At 44.1% G+C, this 19,358-nt stretch carries 4 protein-coding genes; all 4 read left to right on the forward strand.

The features are described from left to right. Positions 1–125 precede the first annotated feature (125 nt). The 4 genes from ATB76_RS19925 to ATB76_RS19940 all read left to right on the forward strand — a co-directional run bounded on the left by ATB76_RS19925 (position 126) and on the right by ATB76_RS19940 (position 19,256). Complete coding sequence (locus ATB76_RS19925; protein WP_061036053.1) at positions 126–10,676, forward strand: tandem large repeat; 10,551 nt, start codon at positions 126–128, stop codon at positions 10,674–10,676. Between the two features lie 758 nt (positions 10,677–11,434). Then, positions 11,435–13,132 carry a hypothetical protein gene (locus ATB76_RS19930; protein WP_061036002.1) on the forward strand — a complete coding sequence of 566 codons (1,698 nt, stop codon included), beginning with the start codon at positions 11,435–11,437 and terminating at the stop codon, positions 13,130–13,132. Positions 13,133–13,197: 65 nt separating this feature from the next. Further along, complete coding sequence (locus tag ATB76_RS19935; protein WP_061036003.1) at positions 13,198–14,502, forward strand: hypothetical protein; 1,305 nt, start codon at positions 13,198–13,200, stop codon at positions 14,500–14,502. Beyond that, positions 14,496–19,256 (forward strand): OmpA family protein, encoded by a 4,761-nt coding sequence (locus ATB76_RS19940; protein WP_240538047.1) that lies wholly within the window; start codon positions 14,496–14,498, stop codon positions 19,254–19,256. The genes ATB76_RS19935 and ATB76_RS19940 overlap by 7 nt, the downstream gene beginning before the upstream one ends. The last annotated feature ends 102 nt before the right edge of the window (positions 19,257–19,358 follow it).

A 19,358-nucleotide genomic window follows, 5' to 3' on the forward strand; every position in this document is an offset into this window, starting at 1 on the left:
ATGTTTGATTCAATGGTTATTTTGTCACGTTGAGAAAATTCCAGACAATAATATAATCTCGGCAAAATAGACTCTGCCAAATTACTATGTACACTAAAAATACACTAAAACCAACGTTAGGTCTCATGGCTGCTTCACTTTTATTGAGTGCATGTGGTGGTGGGGATGGTGGTGATAACACCCCGCCAGCTAGGAATACAGGAAGCATCTCAGGTAACGTTTTTGACGCTCCAGTCAACGGCGCCAAGATCGAGGTGTTTGAATACAAGGATGGAAAAGTCGGCAGATTGCTTGCGGGTACGACTTCTGATGCCTTTGGTGATTACAAGCTTGAATTCGAATCCTCTTCGATGCCTTTGTATGTCGTCGCGCAGCAAGGTAGCTACACCGATCCTCTCACAAAAGAAATTGTGTCATCGAGCGCGGGCAAGACTTTGCGCTTAGAAGGGGTAGTGAATTTTAGTGAAGGTAGCGATCAGAAATTAATGCTCACACCACTGACTAATATTGTTTCTGGTTTAGCTAAGTATAAGATTTCTGGTGGGGAATCTGGCTCAGATGCGGTGTCTGAAGCCTTAGATAGTATCAATGGGATGTACGGGTTCAATGTCAATGAAACCACTCCGATTGATATAACGAAAGGAGGCCAAAGTAGCTTTGCTACACCTGGTCACCAGTACGGAGCTTTGTTAACAGCATACTCTTCATATTCTTATGACCTGATTCAAAGATACGGCCAGTCTGAGGACAACGTCTATACTTCAATGCATTTTGCTGACATTCAATTTCGTGATGTCATCGCTGATGGTCTTCTAGACGGCTTAGAAATAAGTGACTCGACAGGTGCAGTGACGCCGCTTACGTTTGGTCAGCAGAGAATTACCAGCGACGTTTACACTCAAGATCTTTCTCAACACGTTTTGATTGTAGTGAACGACCCAGAGCTTAATATCTCAGGGACGGATGCTGATGATTACGTTGCTTTTAGTCAAAAAATTAATGACTTGGGAAGTCATGGTACGACCGATGGTGTTATTCCACCACGCGATGAAACCGAAATCGATACAACACCACCAACCATAACTCGCACCGATAGTGATGTATTAGCAAGAACAGATAACGTAGATATCAGACTCAATGACGATATCGGTGTTCAATCTGTTTCTGCTTATGTGGAATATCAATTACATGGTGCTTGGTCAGGCGAATTCAAATGTAACGATCAACAGACTTCTGGCAGTAAGTTTTGTTCGGTTGATGCAAGCGGATTTGAAGTCGGTGTTCGAGAAACAAACATCAAAGTAAGTGTCGATACAAAAGCCATTGATGCAGTTGAGGTCAACCCAGATACCGGCCTTTCTAATGTAACTGCAGCGCGTTTGGTGTTTTACACGGCGGACGTTTTAGGCAATGAACTTGTTCCTGGTAGCAATTCAGGTCATTACGTTAATTTTGAGTGGGATAATGATGCACCTGTCATTTCTGTTACTTCGGCAAGCGCTATTAACAACGTAGTTAAAGAGTACGTATTAAAAGGCATAGTAAAAGAAGCGTCTCAAGACATTAAGTCGGTCAGCGTTTCATTTAAAAGCGGGCTACCGAAAGATGTGTCTTGTTCTCCTGTGACGGCAGAGTCGGGCAGTGCTTGTGAGTTTAACGAACCGTATTCGACAGACGATTTCTTATCTACGACTACGTTCGATATCAAGGCGACCGATACCAAAGACAACGTCGGTGAATACCAGCATGCAGTAAGCCGTGACGATCAAGCGCCTGCTCAGATCATTACATACCCTGAAGGGACATCGATGAACTACGTTAATGTGACCGTCGATGGAGAAAGGTCTACGTACGAAGGGGTTTACACGCAAGATACTTATACTTCAGACAACGTGCAGTCGAGTAGAGACTACTTGAAGATCGATTATGTCTATGCTGCTTCCGGCTTGAAATCAATTGATGGCGTTGATTTCGCCGATTTTCACGTCAACGTATTGAAAGAGAATAAGATCCCTTACGTGCGAGTTCGAGTTTCTGATGTGAACTCCGATACGGTTTTAGGCTCAAGTGCTGACAAACTTAAACTAGTCGTGAAGTACTACGTAAGCCAAAACAACGACAACAACTACGCATTTCAAAACACAACACAAACCGTGGCCTCGACGGACACTATCACCGCGAGTATCCCTCACGAAACTATTTTAGATAGCGAAGGCAGAGTCGATGAGGTTATTTACTACGTTCCTTTCGTAAAAGAGGTACTTGGTGATGGTTTTAAAAACGTTTCAGAAAACGCTAGCCAAAAACTGGTGATTCAAACCATCGACGAGTCCGACAATGAAAGTGCGACCCAGGAAGTTTATTTCCGAAGCAGTTTTGACCTACCTACGATGACGGTTGTGACCCCTTTCATTGGTGCACGTGTGCAATTAGAAGGTTTGAACCCAAATGGTGAATTTACCTCTCTAGCAAGTTGTACCACCATTCAGCAGCCAGAAAGTGATCAAACTACCGCGCTTGATGTTGCTTCCTGTGAAGCCACGACGGACGTTGTCAATTATGAATTTATGCGAGTACGTTTAATTGGTGTAGAAGGGACAGACCCTCACTACTACCAATGGAAAGATGATGCAGGTGCCAAAGCGAGCGTTAATCTAAACAATGCCAATATCGGCGCATATTTTGAACTTGATGGTTCGAATACGTATTACGTGACCGAGCTTGCCACTTACCAGACAGGTTTGTTCGATTATCGTTGGAATCAGGTAGAAGCCGGTGACAAAACATCAGAACGCGCCTCGCAAATTCTTACGGATGTGAAATACGCGCTAGCTGGCGGTAACGAATCGTTCTTTGGATTCGATCCAACCATTACGGCGTACGCTACAAATGAGATGCTTGAGGAGACAATTCCTAGCGATCTCTCTAACGACTACCTGCACCGTTTCCTTGTTGAAGCAATTGATGACTTATCTCAGGACACACCTCGTAATAACTCTTCTGATTTCGCCTCCGCTATTTATGACGATCTTAGCTACGATGGTAAAGCAAACGGGATTGGAGCTGGTGGGAACCAAATCCAACTAGATGGTTATGTATTTAAACCTGATACCTACCGTAAAGATCTTGCTCAGTCCTACTACGATATCATGACTGAAAAATACGGTATCCCAGATAATATTGCTCAGCTTTATGCCGATGATATTTCTACGGCTAATCCTAAACTTGGCGAAGATAATATCTTTGATAGTGGTGGCGGCAGTATTGATATTTATCCGCCGAAACAAACGTTAACAATAGAGACTGGCCGCACAACAATGGTTGGCGACAAGCTATATGTCGCGGGTGAAGTGGTATCTAGAGTAGTGTTAGAAGATCCATCTGGGGTTGTAGAGGAAGGCGACCAAGCCCCGAAATTCCAAAGCATGTGGTATGCCATGGGTGACCCTAATACTGAAATTTCATTGGAACTTAAACCACAAGAATCTGGCGATAGTAATAAATTTAGAAAAGAGTACTTCTTTACCCTAAATACAGAGTCAGCAGATCTCACCGATATCATCGAGTTTGCGTTGGAGACAACGGCATTCGATACCAAAGGTAATGGATATACTGAGGCCGACCCTCTTATAGAGCGTTTGTATGTGGATAATGACTATCCGGAGGCGAGTTACATCCCTCCTATAGGTCCAGATAATAACCCTATAGGGGAAGATGTTTATCTGAGTATTAGAAATAACATCCACGATCTAACTTTTGAGTTGGATGATGTGGTTGATGACAAACTCGAGAAACGTAGCTTACTTTTCTATAAGACATCTGGGGAAAGATACCCAGTTTCATATGAGCAGTTTTATACCAACCAAAGCGATCGGTTCGTCGTACGCTTATGCAGTCAGGAAGATTGCTCGACTCAAGGAACAACAATTAACCCAGGAGATGGTGACTGGTTAGCGGTAGTTAGTGCCGAAGATAACTTGGGGAACGCGGTATCAGATGCCGACAATGGGGCCCCAAGGTTTCGTATTTATATCGACTCTGAGTCACCGGTTGTTAATGATGCGGAAATTACAGAGCGATTGGGTGGCAACGATGTTTGGACTCCGGTGATCGATTGGGGTGATCTTAGTCAAGGTAGCAATGTAAAAGTCGAACTAAGGAAAGGCTCAGGTCAGTCCCAAACTTTAGAAGCTTGTGATCCTGAAACAAGCGTTTGTGATCAACCATACCTCATTGGCGAGCAGCCGGATGTTAAAGTTCAATTGGTTGCAGAAGCCTTTAATTACGATTCCAAAAATGAATTTTATGTAACGGCAACGGATAAAGCCTATCCAGCAAACGAGAGTAGGAAGGGGACGTTCAGCTTTCAAGTTGATAATAAGGGACCAGTAATTCTACTTTCTACCCCTTGGATTGAAGACGCTTTGAATAAAGAAAACACCGTAGTAGGACGTAAGTTCAATGTGCTTTTTGAATCTGTGACAGATGATTCTGGTATTGAGGAAGTGTCTTTGTTCCAGGTAGATAACCCTACAGTGTTAAAAACGTTTAAGCCTGAGAACCCAAGTCAAAAGTTCGAAATGCCACTTTTGGAAGATGAGACTAAGAATATTGACCTGAATGAAGGAAATCGCATCCGTCTCTATGTTAAAGCAAAAGATGTTCATGGTTTTGAAAGTCAATCGAATACAAATAGCGTAGTTTTTGATAATCAAGGCCCAGAATTTAGCTTGATGGGGCACGATGTTAATAGTTATTACAATAGTGATTATGTCTTTGAACTGAGAGCTACAGATTTAGGCCCGAATGGCAACGTTTCTACTGAGGGGGTAGATCGAGAAAACTTAGAGTACTGGATATTTGAAGATGTTGAACCAACTCCGGGTACTCCGGGAACAAAAATAGTTAATGCTGACGCTCTTAAAATCCCTTTAGGTGGGCAAAGTGATGGTGAGCATACAATTAGAGTTAAAGGTTCAGATACTCGTGGCAACTCATCGACAAGTGACTTTTTGGTTAACGTGAGCAGTAAGCTTCCCCAATTGGACCTTACGATCGCTTACGCAGATAGTGGTGAATCAATTGACCGAGTTGTATATAACGAAGGTGACATTAAGCTAACTTTAAAAGTAACCGATGTGAGTGGTGTTAAAGAAATTAAATCTACTTATAAATACTCGGGTGAAAGTAAAGCTACAGACTTTCAGTTTTATAAAGTCGACGGTTCAGAGGACACTTGGGAAGCGACGTTAACCCAGCTGCAACTAGGAACTGATGGGAACTATGAGCTGAGTATTAGTGTTGAAAATAATGTCCAACATAACGGTACTCCACTAGTTAGCAACATTAACCGTACGTTAAGCGTCCAGCGTAATGGTGTAGCTATTGATATTGATGAGCCTATAGATTTTCAGAACTATGTGTCTGACGGGGTGTTAGACGTCAAATTCGTAACTAAAAGTGAAGTAAAAGCAAAAAGCATAGAGTGTTGGGTTCGTCGGGAACACAATGGTGACGATGCCCCCCCTAGTGGAGAAAAGCCTACTTCTGGCGTGAAGAATATTTCTTTGGGGCAAGAGCCTAGTTGTAGCGTTGACTCGGAAAATGTTTCGTATTCACCTGCTGTTTTGATCGTCCAAACTACGGGCACGAATGGGGCCGTAGCAGTGCGGAAGTTTGACTTTAAAATGATGGATGCAGAGTCTCCAAAGACAGTTTCACCTGAAACGGATCAATACGTATTTCAGGGCTATGAGGTGACCTATGACTTAGATGATCCAACTAAGTACCTTGCATTTGACCTTATATTTAAAGATGAGTTGTCAGGAGTAAATATTACCGACAACGCGGATTTCCCTAAGTTAATTAGAATGGCTGGAGGTATTCCGTTTAGTGCTGAGAGTTGTGTTTTGAATGCCAATGGTGAAGCTGTTTGCCGTTACAAAGAAAAGTATGCCGATATTATTCAAAAGACGGCGGTTACGCATGCCTACAAAATTTCCAACATTACTGATAATGCAGGCAACTTAGCAGCAGAGCATGAGTTTGAATTCATATTACCAACTGAAAAGCCGGTAGTTGAAATTACAAGCCCTGAAGGTAGTGATGTATTAAATGGTAAAATCCTCAATGTAGACTTTAGAGTTAAGCTTGCCGAATACTCGGACATAGAAAATGTCAGTGTTACCTTTGGTGGTGAGTCTTACGACTTAAAAAATAACGCTGATAACTTCAGAAACTTCACCACTTGTAGTGATGATGACACGTATCGCTGTTCAAGCTTTCATAGTGATGAGTTGGATGCGGGATTAGAAAATAAAGCGTTAACAATCGAGGTTCTGGTCACTGACGTTTGGGAAAACCGTGGGTTAGATTTAGTTGAAGATATTCGATTTGATAATACTGCTCCTGTCATTGGAGATTTGATCACGGTTACTGAGCAACCAGGTGACAAAGTTAGGTTCACTTTTGTCGAGATGAAAGATGACGTCAGTGGTTTAGCTAAGGTTAAGTACACGGTGCGAGCGCTTGACTTTGAAGAAGAAAAAACGAACAAGGAAAACGATAAGGAATACATAACTTATTTCGAGCTATCCAAAGGTGAGCTTTCAGGTCTTGATAAAATTACGGTTGAGGTAATCGCGAAAGATGCGGTGGATAACCAGAGTAGTGAAGACAAGACTATCGATCTGACTGTGCCGACTATTACTCTCTCATTTAATGACATGACTAGCTTGCTGGGAGGCAAGCTAGCATTCACTAAAGAAAGTCAATCGTTCACGATTACGTCTACAGAGGGGGAGCATGTCAAGGCTACTCATTATTCCATTGATATGATTCCAACTACCGGAGACCCGCTTAACTTCAACGGCAATATTGTGTCGTCAAGCGCGACTGGTACCATGGATTTTGCAATTGATGACCAAGCTGAATACATGTACAAACTGACAGTCACTGACTCAATGGGACGTGCTGTTACAGACTTTAAGCTTTTTAATAAGACCTATGATGCCAAAGGTATCGAATCCGTTGTTGATCATGAGTTACCGGTCATCACTGGTATCACTGCGGATCAAGTTTCTATGACGCCGACGGATGATAAATATAAGTTGGATGTAACTGCTGATGTGACTGATAAAAACTTAAGTTCGGTAACATCAACGGCTGACAACGGCTCAGGTCTAGCAGTAGGGCCACAGTCAATCACGGAACCTACTAACGATGGCGACCCTTATGTGTTCCACTACTTGTTATCGCCAGGAGATTACACGATAAAAGTAATCGCGTCTGATGCAGTCAGCAATCAAACGGAAAAAACGACAACATACAAAGTAGAAGCAGCAACAGTCCCTGAGCTAACAATATCGACGACTGCAAGCACACCTTTGGCTGGTGGCGTCGAAGTCCCGCTTACGTTTACTTTTACTGAAGAAGTCACAGAATTCGATATTTCAGACGTAAAGTTAGATGAGAATAATGGCGGTGAGTTAAAACCTTTATCTTGGAGTACCACTGACAACATAACTTGGACAGTCACATACATAACACCAGAAAGAGAAAATAAAGACATAACCATACGGGTCGATGATGGAAGCTATAAGAGCATCAACAATATCCCCGGAAAAGGGGATAGTTTGATTCTGGGGGTAGAAGGTGTGTTACCTACGCTTACTAAAGTAACGTTTGATCCTCTGCATCAAGAAATCGGAAAGGCAGTAGACGTTAAGCTAGAGTTTGACAAAGAGTTGCAAGAGGCCACGGCAACATTGGGAACGAACAATGTTACTTCGCTAACGTCTGATCCTGCTGATAAGAAAGTTTGGACCGGTACCGTTAATGTCCCAGACGTACCAGAACTCGGTGTTGGCCTAGTGGTGAGTCAATATAAAGACCTAGTAGGTAATGTGGGTGAGGACAATACGTCGTATGAATTGCCAATCACGCCAACCTTAACCGTTGAAAATATCGGTGATGTTAACGAAACGGGTGCTGCAAGCGTTGCCGTCAGTGGCGATAGCACACGCTTTGAAACTTCTGACGAACTGACCATCAAAGCGGTCGATACGGACAATAAAGAAGTCACGCAAACCACGACAGCGGCTGCATTGGGTAAATGGAACACGACGCTAGACGTTTCGGGTCTTAAAGACGGCACCATTACGGTGACGGTGAACGGTACTAACGATTTGGGCGCACCAGCAAAAGAAGTGGGGACGACATTTACGTTGACGCAAACCAAGCCGACGGTGGACGACGGTCAAACGTCGATTAACCCAACGTACGCAGCGGCGGGTGAGAGCGGGACCGTTACCGCCACGTTCGACAAAGGCGTCACCACGCCGACGGGTTCAACGCTGGGGACCGCGTCGATCAACTGGACAGCAAAATCGGGTACTCAGACCCAATGGGTGGGTACTGCAGAAGTAGCGTCAGTTGCGGATTCGGTGAAGAGTGTGGCGTTAACGCTGCAAGGCTTTGAAGATGCAACGGGCAATGCCGGTGAGGCATTCACTTCTAGCAAAGCGCTAGCGATGCCCCCAACCTTAACCGTTGAAAATATCGGTGATGTTAACGAAGCGGGCGCTGCAAGCGTTGCCGTCAGTGGCGATAGCACACGCTTCGAAAGTACGGATAGGTTGACTATCAAGGCAACGGACAGCGAAGGGACCGAGGCGAGCGCAAACGTAAACCCAAATTCTGGCGGTGCTTGGAGTTCAACCCTCGATGTCTCGGGTCTTAAAGACGGCACCATTACAGTAACCGTAAATGGTACTAACGACTTGGGTGCACCAGCAAAAGAAGCGGGGACGACATTTACGTTGACGCAAACCAAGCCGACGGTGGACGACGGTCAAACGTCGATTAACCCAACGTACGCAGCGGCGGGTGAGAGCGTAACCGTTACCGCCACGTTCGACAAAGGCGTCACCACGCCGACGGGTTCAACGCTGGGGACCGCGTCGATCAACTGGACAGCAAAATCGGGTACTCAGACCCAATGGGTGGGTACTGCAGAAGTAGCGTCAGTTGCGGATTCGGTGAAGAGTGTGGCGTTAACGTTGCAAGGCTTTAGTGATGCAACGGGCAATGCCGGTGAGGCATTCACTTCTAGCAAAGTGCTAGCGATGACCCCAACTTTAACCGTTGAAAATATCGGTGATGTTAACGAAACGGGCGCTGCAAACGTTGCCGTCAGTGGCGATAGCACACGCTTCGAAAGCACGGATAGGTTGACTATCAAGGCAACGGACAGCGAAGGGACCGAGGCGAGCGCAAACGTAAACCCAAATTCTGGCGGTACTTGGAGTTCAACCCTCGATGTCTCGGGTCTTAAAGACGGCACCATTACGGTGACGGTGAACGGGACTAACGACTTGGGCGCACCAGCAAAAGAAGTGGGAACGACATTTACGTTGACGCAAACCAAGCCAACGGTGGACGACGGTCAAACGTCGATTAACCCAGAGCATGCAGCGGCTGGTGAGAGCGTGACCGTTACCGCCACGTTCGACAAAGGCGTCACCACACCGACGGGGTCAACGCTGGGTACTGCGGCGATCAGCTGGACAGCACAATCGGGTACTCAAACCCAATGGGTGGGTACAGCAGAAGTCGCGTCGGTTGCGGATTCGGTGAAGAGTGTGGCGTTAACGCTGCAAGGCTTTGAGGATGCAGCGGGCAATACCGGTGAGGCATTCACTTCTAGCAAAGCGCTAGCGATGACCCCAACCTTAACCGTTGAAAATATCAGTGATGTTAACGAAACGGGCGCTGCAAGCGTTGCCGCCAGTGGTAATAGCACACGCTTCGAAACCACAGACACATTGACCATCAAAGCGGTCGATACGGACAATAAAGAAGTCACGCAAACCACGACAGCGGCTGCATTGGGTAAATGGAACACGACGCTCGATGTCTCGGGTCTTAAAGACGGCACCATTACGGTGACGGTGAACGGGACTAACGACTTGGGCGCACCAGCAAAAGAAGTGGGAACGACATTTACGTTGACGCAAACCAAGCCGACGGTGGACGACGGTCAAACGTCGATTAACCCAACGTACGCAGCGGCTGGTGAGAGCGTGGCCGTTACCGCCACGTTCGACAAAGGCGTCACCACACCGACGGGGTCAACGCTGGGTACAGCGGCGATCAACTGGACCGCGCAATCGGGTACTCAAGCCCAATGGGTGGGTACAGCAGAAGTCGCGTCGGTTGCGGATTCGGTGAAGAGTGTGGCGTTAACGTTGCAAGGCTTTAGTGATGCAACGGGCAATGCCGGTGAGGCATTCACTTCTAGCAAAGTGCTAGCGATGACTCCTACTATCGCTTTTGAAACAGTAAACGATGTCACAGGCCTAACAACAGTAACCGTCAATGGTAGCAGTACTCGTTTCGAGACGGGGGACACAATAGCACTCAAAGCGGTTGATACCGATAGCTTGGAGGTTCTAGGCAGTGCAACAGTGCTAGACGATGGTACATGGACCGTTGATCTTGATTTGTCTACTTTGAAAGAAGGAGAAATAACCGTTTATGCAAATGGTACCAATTCACTCTCTGCGACCGCTGATGAGGTGAATACGACATTCAATTACTCTAGTACTACAGCGCTTGTTGTTCCAGATTATTGGGAAAGTTATTCCGCGGAGTTTCCCTCCCAGAAAGCAGCCTAAAAGAAAGCGAGCATTAAGCTCGCTTTCTTTTTACTTGGTATTAAGTGATCTAAGTCAAACGATTGGCTTTTTCTAATAATTGCGACAAATGACTTAGCGGGCTTTATACAAGGTGAAACATCTAGAATGCCTATGCCAATTTTGTTTTTGGGAGCGGTTAGTGTGATTGTGATGGTTATTTGAAAGATGCTGTGGTGAATATGCCACGTTGAGAATATGTCTTAATATTATATAGTTACACGCAATGCTATACCCCAAGTATAGAGTTCTGCATTAGGTAGTGTGAACTACCTGACGTTTTGTGACTGTGATGAAGCGACACCAGCCTAGCATTGCTTCAAAGTAGTTGCGCTTTTTTGTGAGTGTGACACGCGCTCACCTTTTTATTCATACTTCCTCAGTAGCAATTCATTATCTGTTGTTGCTGAGGAAGGTCATTCCTTCAGAGCCTCTCTCAGAGGTGTCATTTGCCCAATAGAAACTGTTAACTTCTGCCCAAAAATAAAATAATTCCTTTTATTCTAATCCTTCTTTTTGATTTTAATATCTAGTTATTTTGTCTTTATTTGTAGTTTAAATGACTTATTTGCCAGCGAATGTGTCTTTTGGGTGGCTTTTCGCTTATTTGTTGATTTTTCTATGTGATTGAATGTTATAAATTAAATTAGTAGCATTAGCACACCAAATCGTACTTGTAAGCCTTATCAGCTTAAATGTCACCGCAACCATATTTACGATGTTGGTTGTGGAGAATTCAAATGCATTTAGTTTGCAAATTTATACCTAGCTCGAAGCTATCTTCCAGCGAGCTATCTTATGTTCTTACACCAGACGAGTGTATAGGGCAGCTTTCGCGTTTGCGAAATTCAGATGACATCCTTAGGAACCTCCCTAAAGAGTTTGCACAAAAGATTTCTCTTTCTTCTAAAAAAACGACCAGCGGATTGCTAGCAGCGATTAGATCCGAACTTGGGAAAGGCAGTTGGGTCTCATTATCTTCCTTTGCTCGTAGGTCGCCATTAACGGACTCTCAGTTACAAAGCTTCCCTAGACTTAAATCGCTTGTTGACTCTGTATCAGCTTCGAATGAAAGCAAAGTTTTTAAAGCGGGTTACAAGCAGGTTACTGACGATGTTGCTTTAGTTCGTAGTTACACGCATGTACCTTCTGAGCCGAGCCCAGATCAAAAAATCGTTGTTGAGTTTGCAGGGCAGTGGTCTAGCAATGCAGCATGTTTGATGTTGGGAAAAACCGACGCTCAAAAAGAAAAAGTGACTGTGGGCAAGGCCGATACAGAAAACAAACACCGCAGCCTCGCGACGTTTAAAGATCTCGAAGCGGAGGGCAAAACGCTCTATATCAAAATCCCTTGTTCTGACCAGCCTCAGCCAATCTTGCTTAAACTCGCCGAAGACCTACAACCCGTTGATAAAGAAACTCAGATGGATGAGTGGGATAACGTGTTGGTGCCTGTGAGACCTTTGGCTTACTTAGATGGCAGCAACGACAAAGCAAAAGCTTCTGACCTCCGCGGTGGTTTCCTTTATGTGTTTTGGAAAGGGAAGCTTTGGCGTGAGATGGCCATAAACGAGAAAGGTTACTACCAAGATGTTGACGTCGAGTATTACCGTACGCTAGAGCAAGAAGAAAAGAAAAAAGACACACCTCAGGTAATACAAAGAAGCGCAAGCGGTTTTGCCATGGCGCATTTCTGGGCACCTTACAAAATATCGGGTGAAGTCCAACAGGGAGAAAATGGACTCAAGATCATTTTCTCACCAAAGCAAAAGCGCTTTGCACAAATTGAAGCACTAGAATCGGATGCTGCTTTGCTTGAGAAATCCAGCACACCATTAGATGAATTAAGCAGTTACAGTGATGCACAATCATTCAGTGCACAAGAATTCACCTCCGATGTAGACAGCGCAGCCATCCATAAAGTCACCGAAGACGACATGCCATGGTTTAGCGACCAACAAGCCATCGTTCGCAGCTATGACCAGAGCAACACGGTCATTGCTTATGTGGATGGAAAAAACAGTGGTTTTCTTGTCCGCTTGGAAGTTGGCTTAGCAGATGGCCCATTGGCAGAACAACTAGACCCTTACTCGTTGGCTTCGTATGACGGCTTAGTTGCCATTATGGAAGATTCTGAAAGTGACTGGCGAGTTACCGAGCCCTTTGAGTTAACCAGTAAAGACGGTTATATCAGTGCCTTAGTGACAGGTATGCCTCCCAAAGGAAAGTTTACACTTGTGCTTTCGCACCTTGGCGGGGAGGACAGCGCGGTGATGATGTTTGAAGAGCTGACGTACCAAGAGATTATCGCAGAACCACCAGAATTACCGATGATTTCTAAGCACGAAGAACAGCGAGTGCCTGATGAAGTTAATGAAGAAAGAGAGCGTCAAAAGAAAACATTAGACATGATGCTAGAGCTTATCAACGCCAATTAAAGAGATAATACGGGGAATTTGACTTAGACCTCGGTTTATCAAATCATGAAGAGAACAAGCGAAATATGAAAAAAATCATAATAGGCAGTACCATTGTTGCTGCCTTATTGGCTGGGGCTGGTGTTTTGCATTGGCAAAGCAAGCCTCAAATGGATAAGAATTATAAAACTAATCTTAGCTACATAATTGAAAACCTGTCTTTTGGTAAGCACACGGGAGAGATTGCTAAAATTAGGGGGTGGCGGATAGTAATAGATCCTCTAGAAGGGGCACCTGTAGAAGAGTGGAATGCAACGCACACTCAACCCCAAGTGATGTTTCACCATGGACCGGATTCTACTATCTACACCATGAACCTAGATGGCACGGATGTCCGGTTGTTACTTCATCGTGATGAATTAGGTGAACTACCATCAGATGGAAGAACTCAACGATCTCCTGATGGGCGCTATTTATCTTTTTTGTATTACTACGCTGGTAATAGTTGTTTAGTTTATGACTTAAAGGAGAGGGAAACCATTGCGAAGATGGGTGCATGCTCTTCGGCGACTTTTACTGCTGATAGTAAAGCTTTCTACTTCACCAACTTGCGCGATGGCAATCCCAAAAGACTTGAGTTGGAGAGTCGGACAACGAGCGATGTGTTTACAGGCCCAATCATTATTGATGGAGAAAGCTATGAGCCACGACGTGACGGGAATGGTTTTTTTATAGATGAAGCTCATGATCGATTTATTTATAAAATAAAAAAAATGGATGAATCAGGGAATCGAGGTCCAAAACAACAGTTAGTGTTCCGGTTTTCAGATATGTCTTTACTTGGTAAAAAAGACTATTTGGCCCCTGAATGCTTAACCTATTTTACCAAGGGAGCACAGCAGAAGTATCTAACCTGTAATCAATATAAACCCTATGACTTATATTTGCTTGAAGACCCACATAAAAAAATTGAACAAGCACCAGAAGGGTATGTTTTGCAGCGAGGTAAGTGGTATGCAGACGCATATGGCAATAGAGTTGTTCGCCTGAAACAGCCCGGAGAAGTAGGGATGTTTGATGGCTTGAACTATAACTACGCATTAAAAACGGGGGGCGGTGAGTTCGACTATGACCGACTCTACAGGCTGTATTTGTATATTCCTTCGGAAATGTATAAAAACTTTGAAAGTATGGATCTGCATCCTTTTATGCCCGCTATCCCTACCAAAGCGCAATTTGATGAACTCTTACCAGCCGTTACAGAAAAGTTACGTTGGGATTGCGCAAGGAGTCGAGGAGAGTTTCAGAATTGTGCTCAGTATTACGATATGAAAGCGCTGTTCAAAGACATGGATCAAGTTAGGGAATATATGGGGGTTAAGAAATGGTAAAACGTTACGATATTCCGGGCCTTTATCTAATGGGGAGATTGCATGACAGGGGTGGCAAACCCGTTGGCCGCCTTTTCCCATTAGCCCATGAAACATTGGTCATTCCTAGCTTGGAAGTTAAACAGGAGTTTGTTGCAGACCACAGTACTACTAACAAACAGATATCTACCAGCAGTAAAAATCCGATCGCGGTTAGTGATGAGTTGGGTAAGCTTAATATTTTAGCGGCTCGCGAATTCAACGCTGATCAGATAGGCGCTGAGTTACTGAGGGCTCCTTTGGCAAAAGGTTGCGTGGAAGCCGCGATTAACAAGGGCGCCGTGCAAGACGTGCTGTTTTTCCCAAGTTATTTGGTGCCATTAAGCCAGATGGCGAATGCAGCCCAAGAAAGTAAAGACCAAGAGCCATGGTTAACTAAACTCTACAACTTGTTGTCTTATAAAGATCTTAAGGAGATAAAAGATGACAAAGGGCAACCTGCTTGTGTTACTGATTTAAGCGTCAAGCGTGTAAGTGTCGAGCAAGATTGCATGACCCCTCCCTCGGGACAAGTTGACCAAAGCAGTGACTTCTTTAACAACTACGCAGAGTGGTTCAATAAGAGCCACTCTAAACAAATACATATAGTGGAAGTTCCGCAGTTTTATACAATTCAGGTTGTTTTTTCTTCAGAGGATTATATTGGCGCTGAAGTGACATTAGCCGATTTACCAAAAGGTATTAATATCCAAGGCTCTGAAAAAGAGGGTAGTGGTGTTTTACCTACATCGATGGTTAAAGAAGTTCGTTATGATTATTCTACAGACGGTAAAGCTATCCAAAAAGAGTCCATGTATGTCGCGACGTTTTGGCTAAACTCGGAAAGTGTTTTAGTTTTAAATGACCGACTAACCTTTGTTCGTATTGATATTGATTTTTCAAAGAAAATTAATGGGGGCGACGCCGAGCAAATCAGAAGGACTCTAAGAGCTAGCGGGATACCGGAGTCATATAGCCTAAAAGAAAATGCTCTTGATTTAAATATTCATACAACAGCTGGTCGCACTGCAGTGGTGAATGGTGATCCTATCTCCGTTGAAGAAGCTTTAATTAATCACGCCCCGCAATTTTTCCCTCACTTGAATGCCGATTTAGAAGCATTCCCTTACGACAGTCCGGAAAAACTGATTGAACGAAAGGAGACCAAAACCAGTTTACCAAACTCAACGTGGGCGACGTTTCAAACGGTAAAAGGCAGTTTGGAGTCAACTTCCGGTGTGTTAAAAGATGGCATCAGTTGGGGAACGTTAAGTAAATTTGCGGCGTCTGCATCTTCTAGTTTAAGCGGAGATGATGAAGGTCTTGATTATATCGCAGATACACTCAAAAAAAGTCTGGGTGTAACACAAGCATCTACAGTTTTCATCAAAGCTGTGGCGGACCTAAATGATCACTATCCGAACGAAGTGACCCAATCTGCTCACTTTATGAATGGCCGCATTAATGCGCAAATAGTGTGGTTTAGTCAGAAGTTTCATGCGCAGATGGATAGAATCTCTCCGTTATGGAGCGCTTCCATTTTGCCATACCTTACTGGCGCAGGGCGGATCGGAACGAACGTGTTAGACATGTTAGATAAACCGCTAACTATTGCGGAGCTGGGTTACGATGCCGTCAATAGCTATGCCAATTGGAGCGGAAGTCAAGCAGCTCAAGGCTCAGCACACGGAGACTTACTATCTAAAATACAGGAATACATGGCAACAACCGCTTCTGTACAGGCAGATAAAGCACAAGCTTTTCAGGGAACGGAAGAGAAGTATCAAAATGCTGTCAATCAACTAAGAAATGAAATGCCAGATTTGTTTGTAGAAGAAGGCAGTGTTTCACTAGACCAGCGTGTAGAAGACGTGTTACTTCGGTTGAACATGACATTTTTTGAGTTCGATTCTTACCAAGTCACTGAAAAAGGTAGTGTGCACAAAAGAATCGCTGAGCAGTTACAGGCGTTAATCAGTAACCCTTTCGAAATTGTCATAACAGGCCATACCTGTAATATGGGGTCAGAAGCCTACAACTTGGCTCTTTCGGAAAAGCGTGCTGTTTCTGTCAAAGAGGCAATCCTTGATGCGATGTCTCCGGACGCTCGAAGCGTTTGGTCCCCTTTGTTCAAAATTGTTGCAAAAGGGTATGCAGTTTCGTTACCTGGTAATACCAACCGTACGATTGAAGAGCGAGTAAAAAACCGTCGGGTTGAAATCTATCTCGCGTTTAGCCGTTCTGTGGAATATCCGCCGTGTCGCGCAGGCCTTATGAATGTTGAAAAGGCGGCAAAGATAAAAATTGCCAAGGACATGAACGAAGATCAGGCGATGCTGGAGTTTATCCAATCCGGTTTGAATGCATTAATTGGTGGGGCGGCCATGGCCTTCCCACCAGCAAAAGTTATTGCCGCAGGGGTGGAAGGTGTAAAGCTTGCTACTGCCATTATGGACCTCTTAAAGCCAAACACTGAATATCAAAAATGCGTTAAGCAGGTTGATTCCATCCGTCATCAAGATCTTATGGCGTTTAACCAATTTTTAGCACAGCCAGATATCCCCAATGCGACACGAGTGTACTTAAAATCGTATATGAAGCGAATGATTGCGTTGAATGGTTTGATTCGCTTGATTAAGAGCTTTCACGCTGTCAATGCGAATCCTGCTTTTAGCGGTGGCGGGATATTAAGTGACGCTGATGTGCTGAGTGGTCCTAAAATCAATCAGTTCAGTGACCTCGATGTGCTGGGCTATATTGATGAGTTCATCCTCAATGATGATTGGAGTGTTGATATCTCACTGCTGGGTGCTGAACACTTAGATGAAGTTTGGATGGAGAAAAATGGCTACAGTCAATCATACAACCAAATTGGTAGCGCTTCGGTTGCCAAAATATACGCTCAAGGTGTTAATGTTTATCGACATTATTCATCCGATGATTTGACCGACTTGGTGACTGAGAAAGCTCAGCGATATAACCATTACTTCCCAATTCATTACAGAGCAAGTCAAGACGACAGCCATTTCGAAGCATTACTAGGGGATAAACCACCAACAGGATTAGATGACAGTATCTTCGAGAGAGTTGAAGTCTTTGTTCGTCGTCCTTATAAAAGTAATGATTCAGTTCCACAATATGATGATTGGGTGCCGTTTGAGCAATATTATCGAGAGAACGGTGCAATGCTGACACCCTATGACAATGTTAAGGTCGTAGCGCTGGTAAAAGATGGGGTTGGGAGCGAAGATAACAGCAACGTTATTGGTCAGCTGCCGATTTGTCTTGATGTCATCTCACATAGTTCAAATGAAGGAAACTGGAAGTGGAGTGATTGTGTTGCCTCTACTCACATAGAATATGTATCAGAGTTAACACCTGTGAACTTTTCTGAACAAGAGAGAAAAGTGATTTTTGGCGATGACAATAATGCGAAGAAGCTTGGCGTCATTATTCAGCCAAGTTATTTCTTTGGTACTACACGTGTATTTGGTATTCGACCAGTTGCTAACTACGATGATGTTGCATTGAAGAGTCTCTTTGATACAGCTACTAGCTCGACCGTCTCGGGTGGTTTCAAATTCCTGAGCTACTTTTTTGAGCTAAAAGTGCCAGGTCAAAGTAAGACAGAAAAGCGTGTCAATGTGCTGTGCTCGTTTGGTTCGACAGATAGCAAAGAGAGAACCATCGACCAATTTAACGTAACGTTGTCACCATCTCGTCAATATGAGTTAACAAAAGACTTTATCAACTTTAGCGGCGCTATTTTTGGCGATGGTCTCTTCTATGAGAAGACATTTTTAACGCCACCTGAGGGTAAGAAAGTACGATATCCACAGGTTTTTGATGGGGCAAAAGTGAGCCTTTACTTAGGGCAAAGTGGCTTAAAATACGCCTCTGCTAAGAAAGATGGGGATGACCCTCTCCTAAAAGCTGATAAGCGCATGAGTGGTAAAGTTACTGCGTTTGACTGGAATAAAGAAACGACGGCAACTCTTCTGATTCGCTCAAAACCGTGTGATCCTTATAATTTAGAGGAGCAAGGTTTTGACAAAAACCTAATCCCAATTCACGTTCAATTTTCTTATGATCCAAACTTATGGCCTGGCTCAAACCTATGTCCAGTGACAGATTTTAAAGCAGTCGCACGACTCGGAACAGTGAAAAAGGTGGGCGACTCTTTTATCTTTGAAAGATCTGAAATCGAAAAAATGCCTAAGTCACTATCTGATCTTCAAGAAGATCTGGTTAAGATGAATTCAGAAAGTTTAGAACATATAGCACTGTCGACATGGAGTGGTGCAAGGGAGGAAGAAACCACTTTGTTTGCCAGTGTGGAAGAGCTTTCTTATATCAATCTATTTGGTCACAAAGTAAATGGCTTAAGGCCGATGATTGCACCAAGCAGTTCAAGGAAAGGCATCAACTTTGGTATACAAGTCAATGCTCCGTTTGGAGCAGGACTAGATTTAGAGAAAGGTGATGGAATGCACATGGTCGATAGTGGTGTGACTAGAATTCCAAGTAACTGGATCAAACTCAAGTACAAAGAAGACGAAGTTGAGGCTGCTAAACAGCTTAATAAGCTCAAAACAGACCTTGAGTATGCTGATCATTCTAAGGAAATTAAATTTAAACCACATATCAACCTTCAGAAGTGGATGAGTTACAACGACCATTTTGATAGCTTGCTCGAAGCGAGGATCGATATGATTGATAGCTGGGTAGAGAATTAGTACTCGGATACAAAAAAACCGCCTTCGGGCGGTTTTTCTTTTCTTATCAATGGAAATTGAAGTAAGGTTTTCTCGCTTCTCGCTTCTCGCTTCTCGCTTCTC

This window comes from Vibrio sp. MOR3, assembly GCF_001557775.1.
Classification (GTDB): domain Bacteria; phylum Pseudomonadota; class Gammaproteobacteria; order Enterobacterales; family Vibrionaceae; genus Vibrio; species Vibrio jasicida.

Bases quoted from the DNA above. Each gene is read 5' to 3' on its own strand.
- ATB76_RS19940 (WP_240538047.1), top strand. From the start codon at position 14,496: ATGGTAAAACGTTACGATATTCCGGGCCTTTATCTAATGGGGAGATTG.
- ATB76_RS19930 (WP_061036002.1), top strand. From the start codon at position 11,435: ATGCATTTAGTTTGCAAATTTATACCTAGCTCGAAGCTATCTTCCAGC.
- ATB76_RS19925 (WP_061036053.1), top strand. From the start codon at position 126: ATGGCTGCTTCACTTTTATTGAGTGCATGTGGTGGTGGGGATGGTGGT.
- ATB76_RS19935 (WP_061036003.1), top strand. From the start codon at position 13,198: ATGAAAAAAATCATAATAGGCAGTACCATTGTTGCTGCCTTATTGGCT.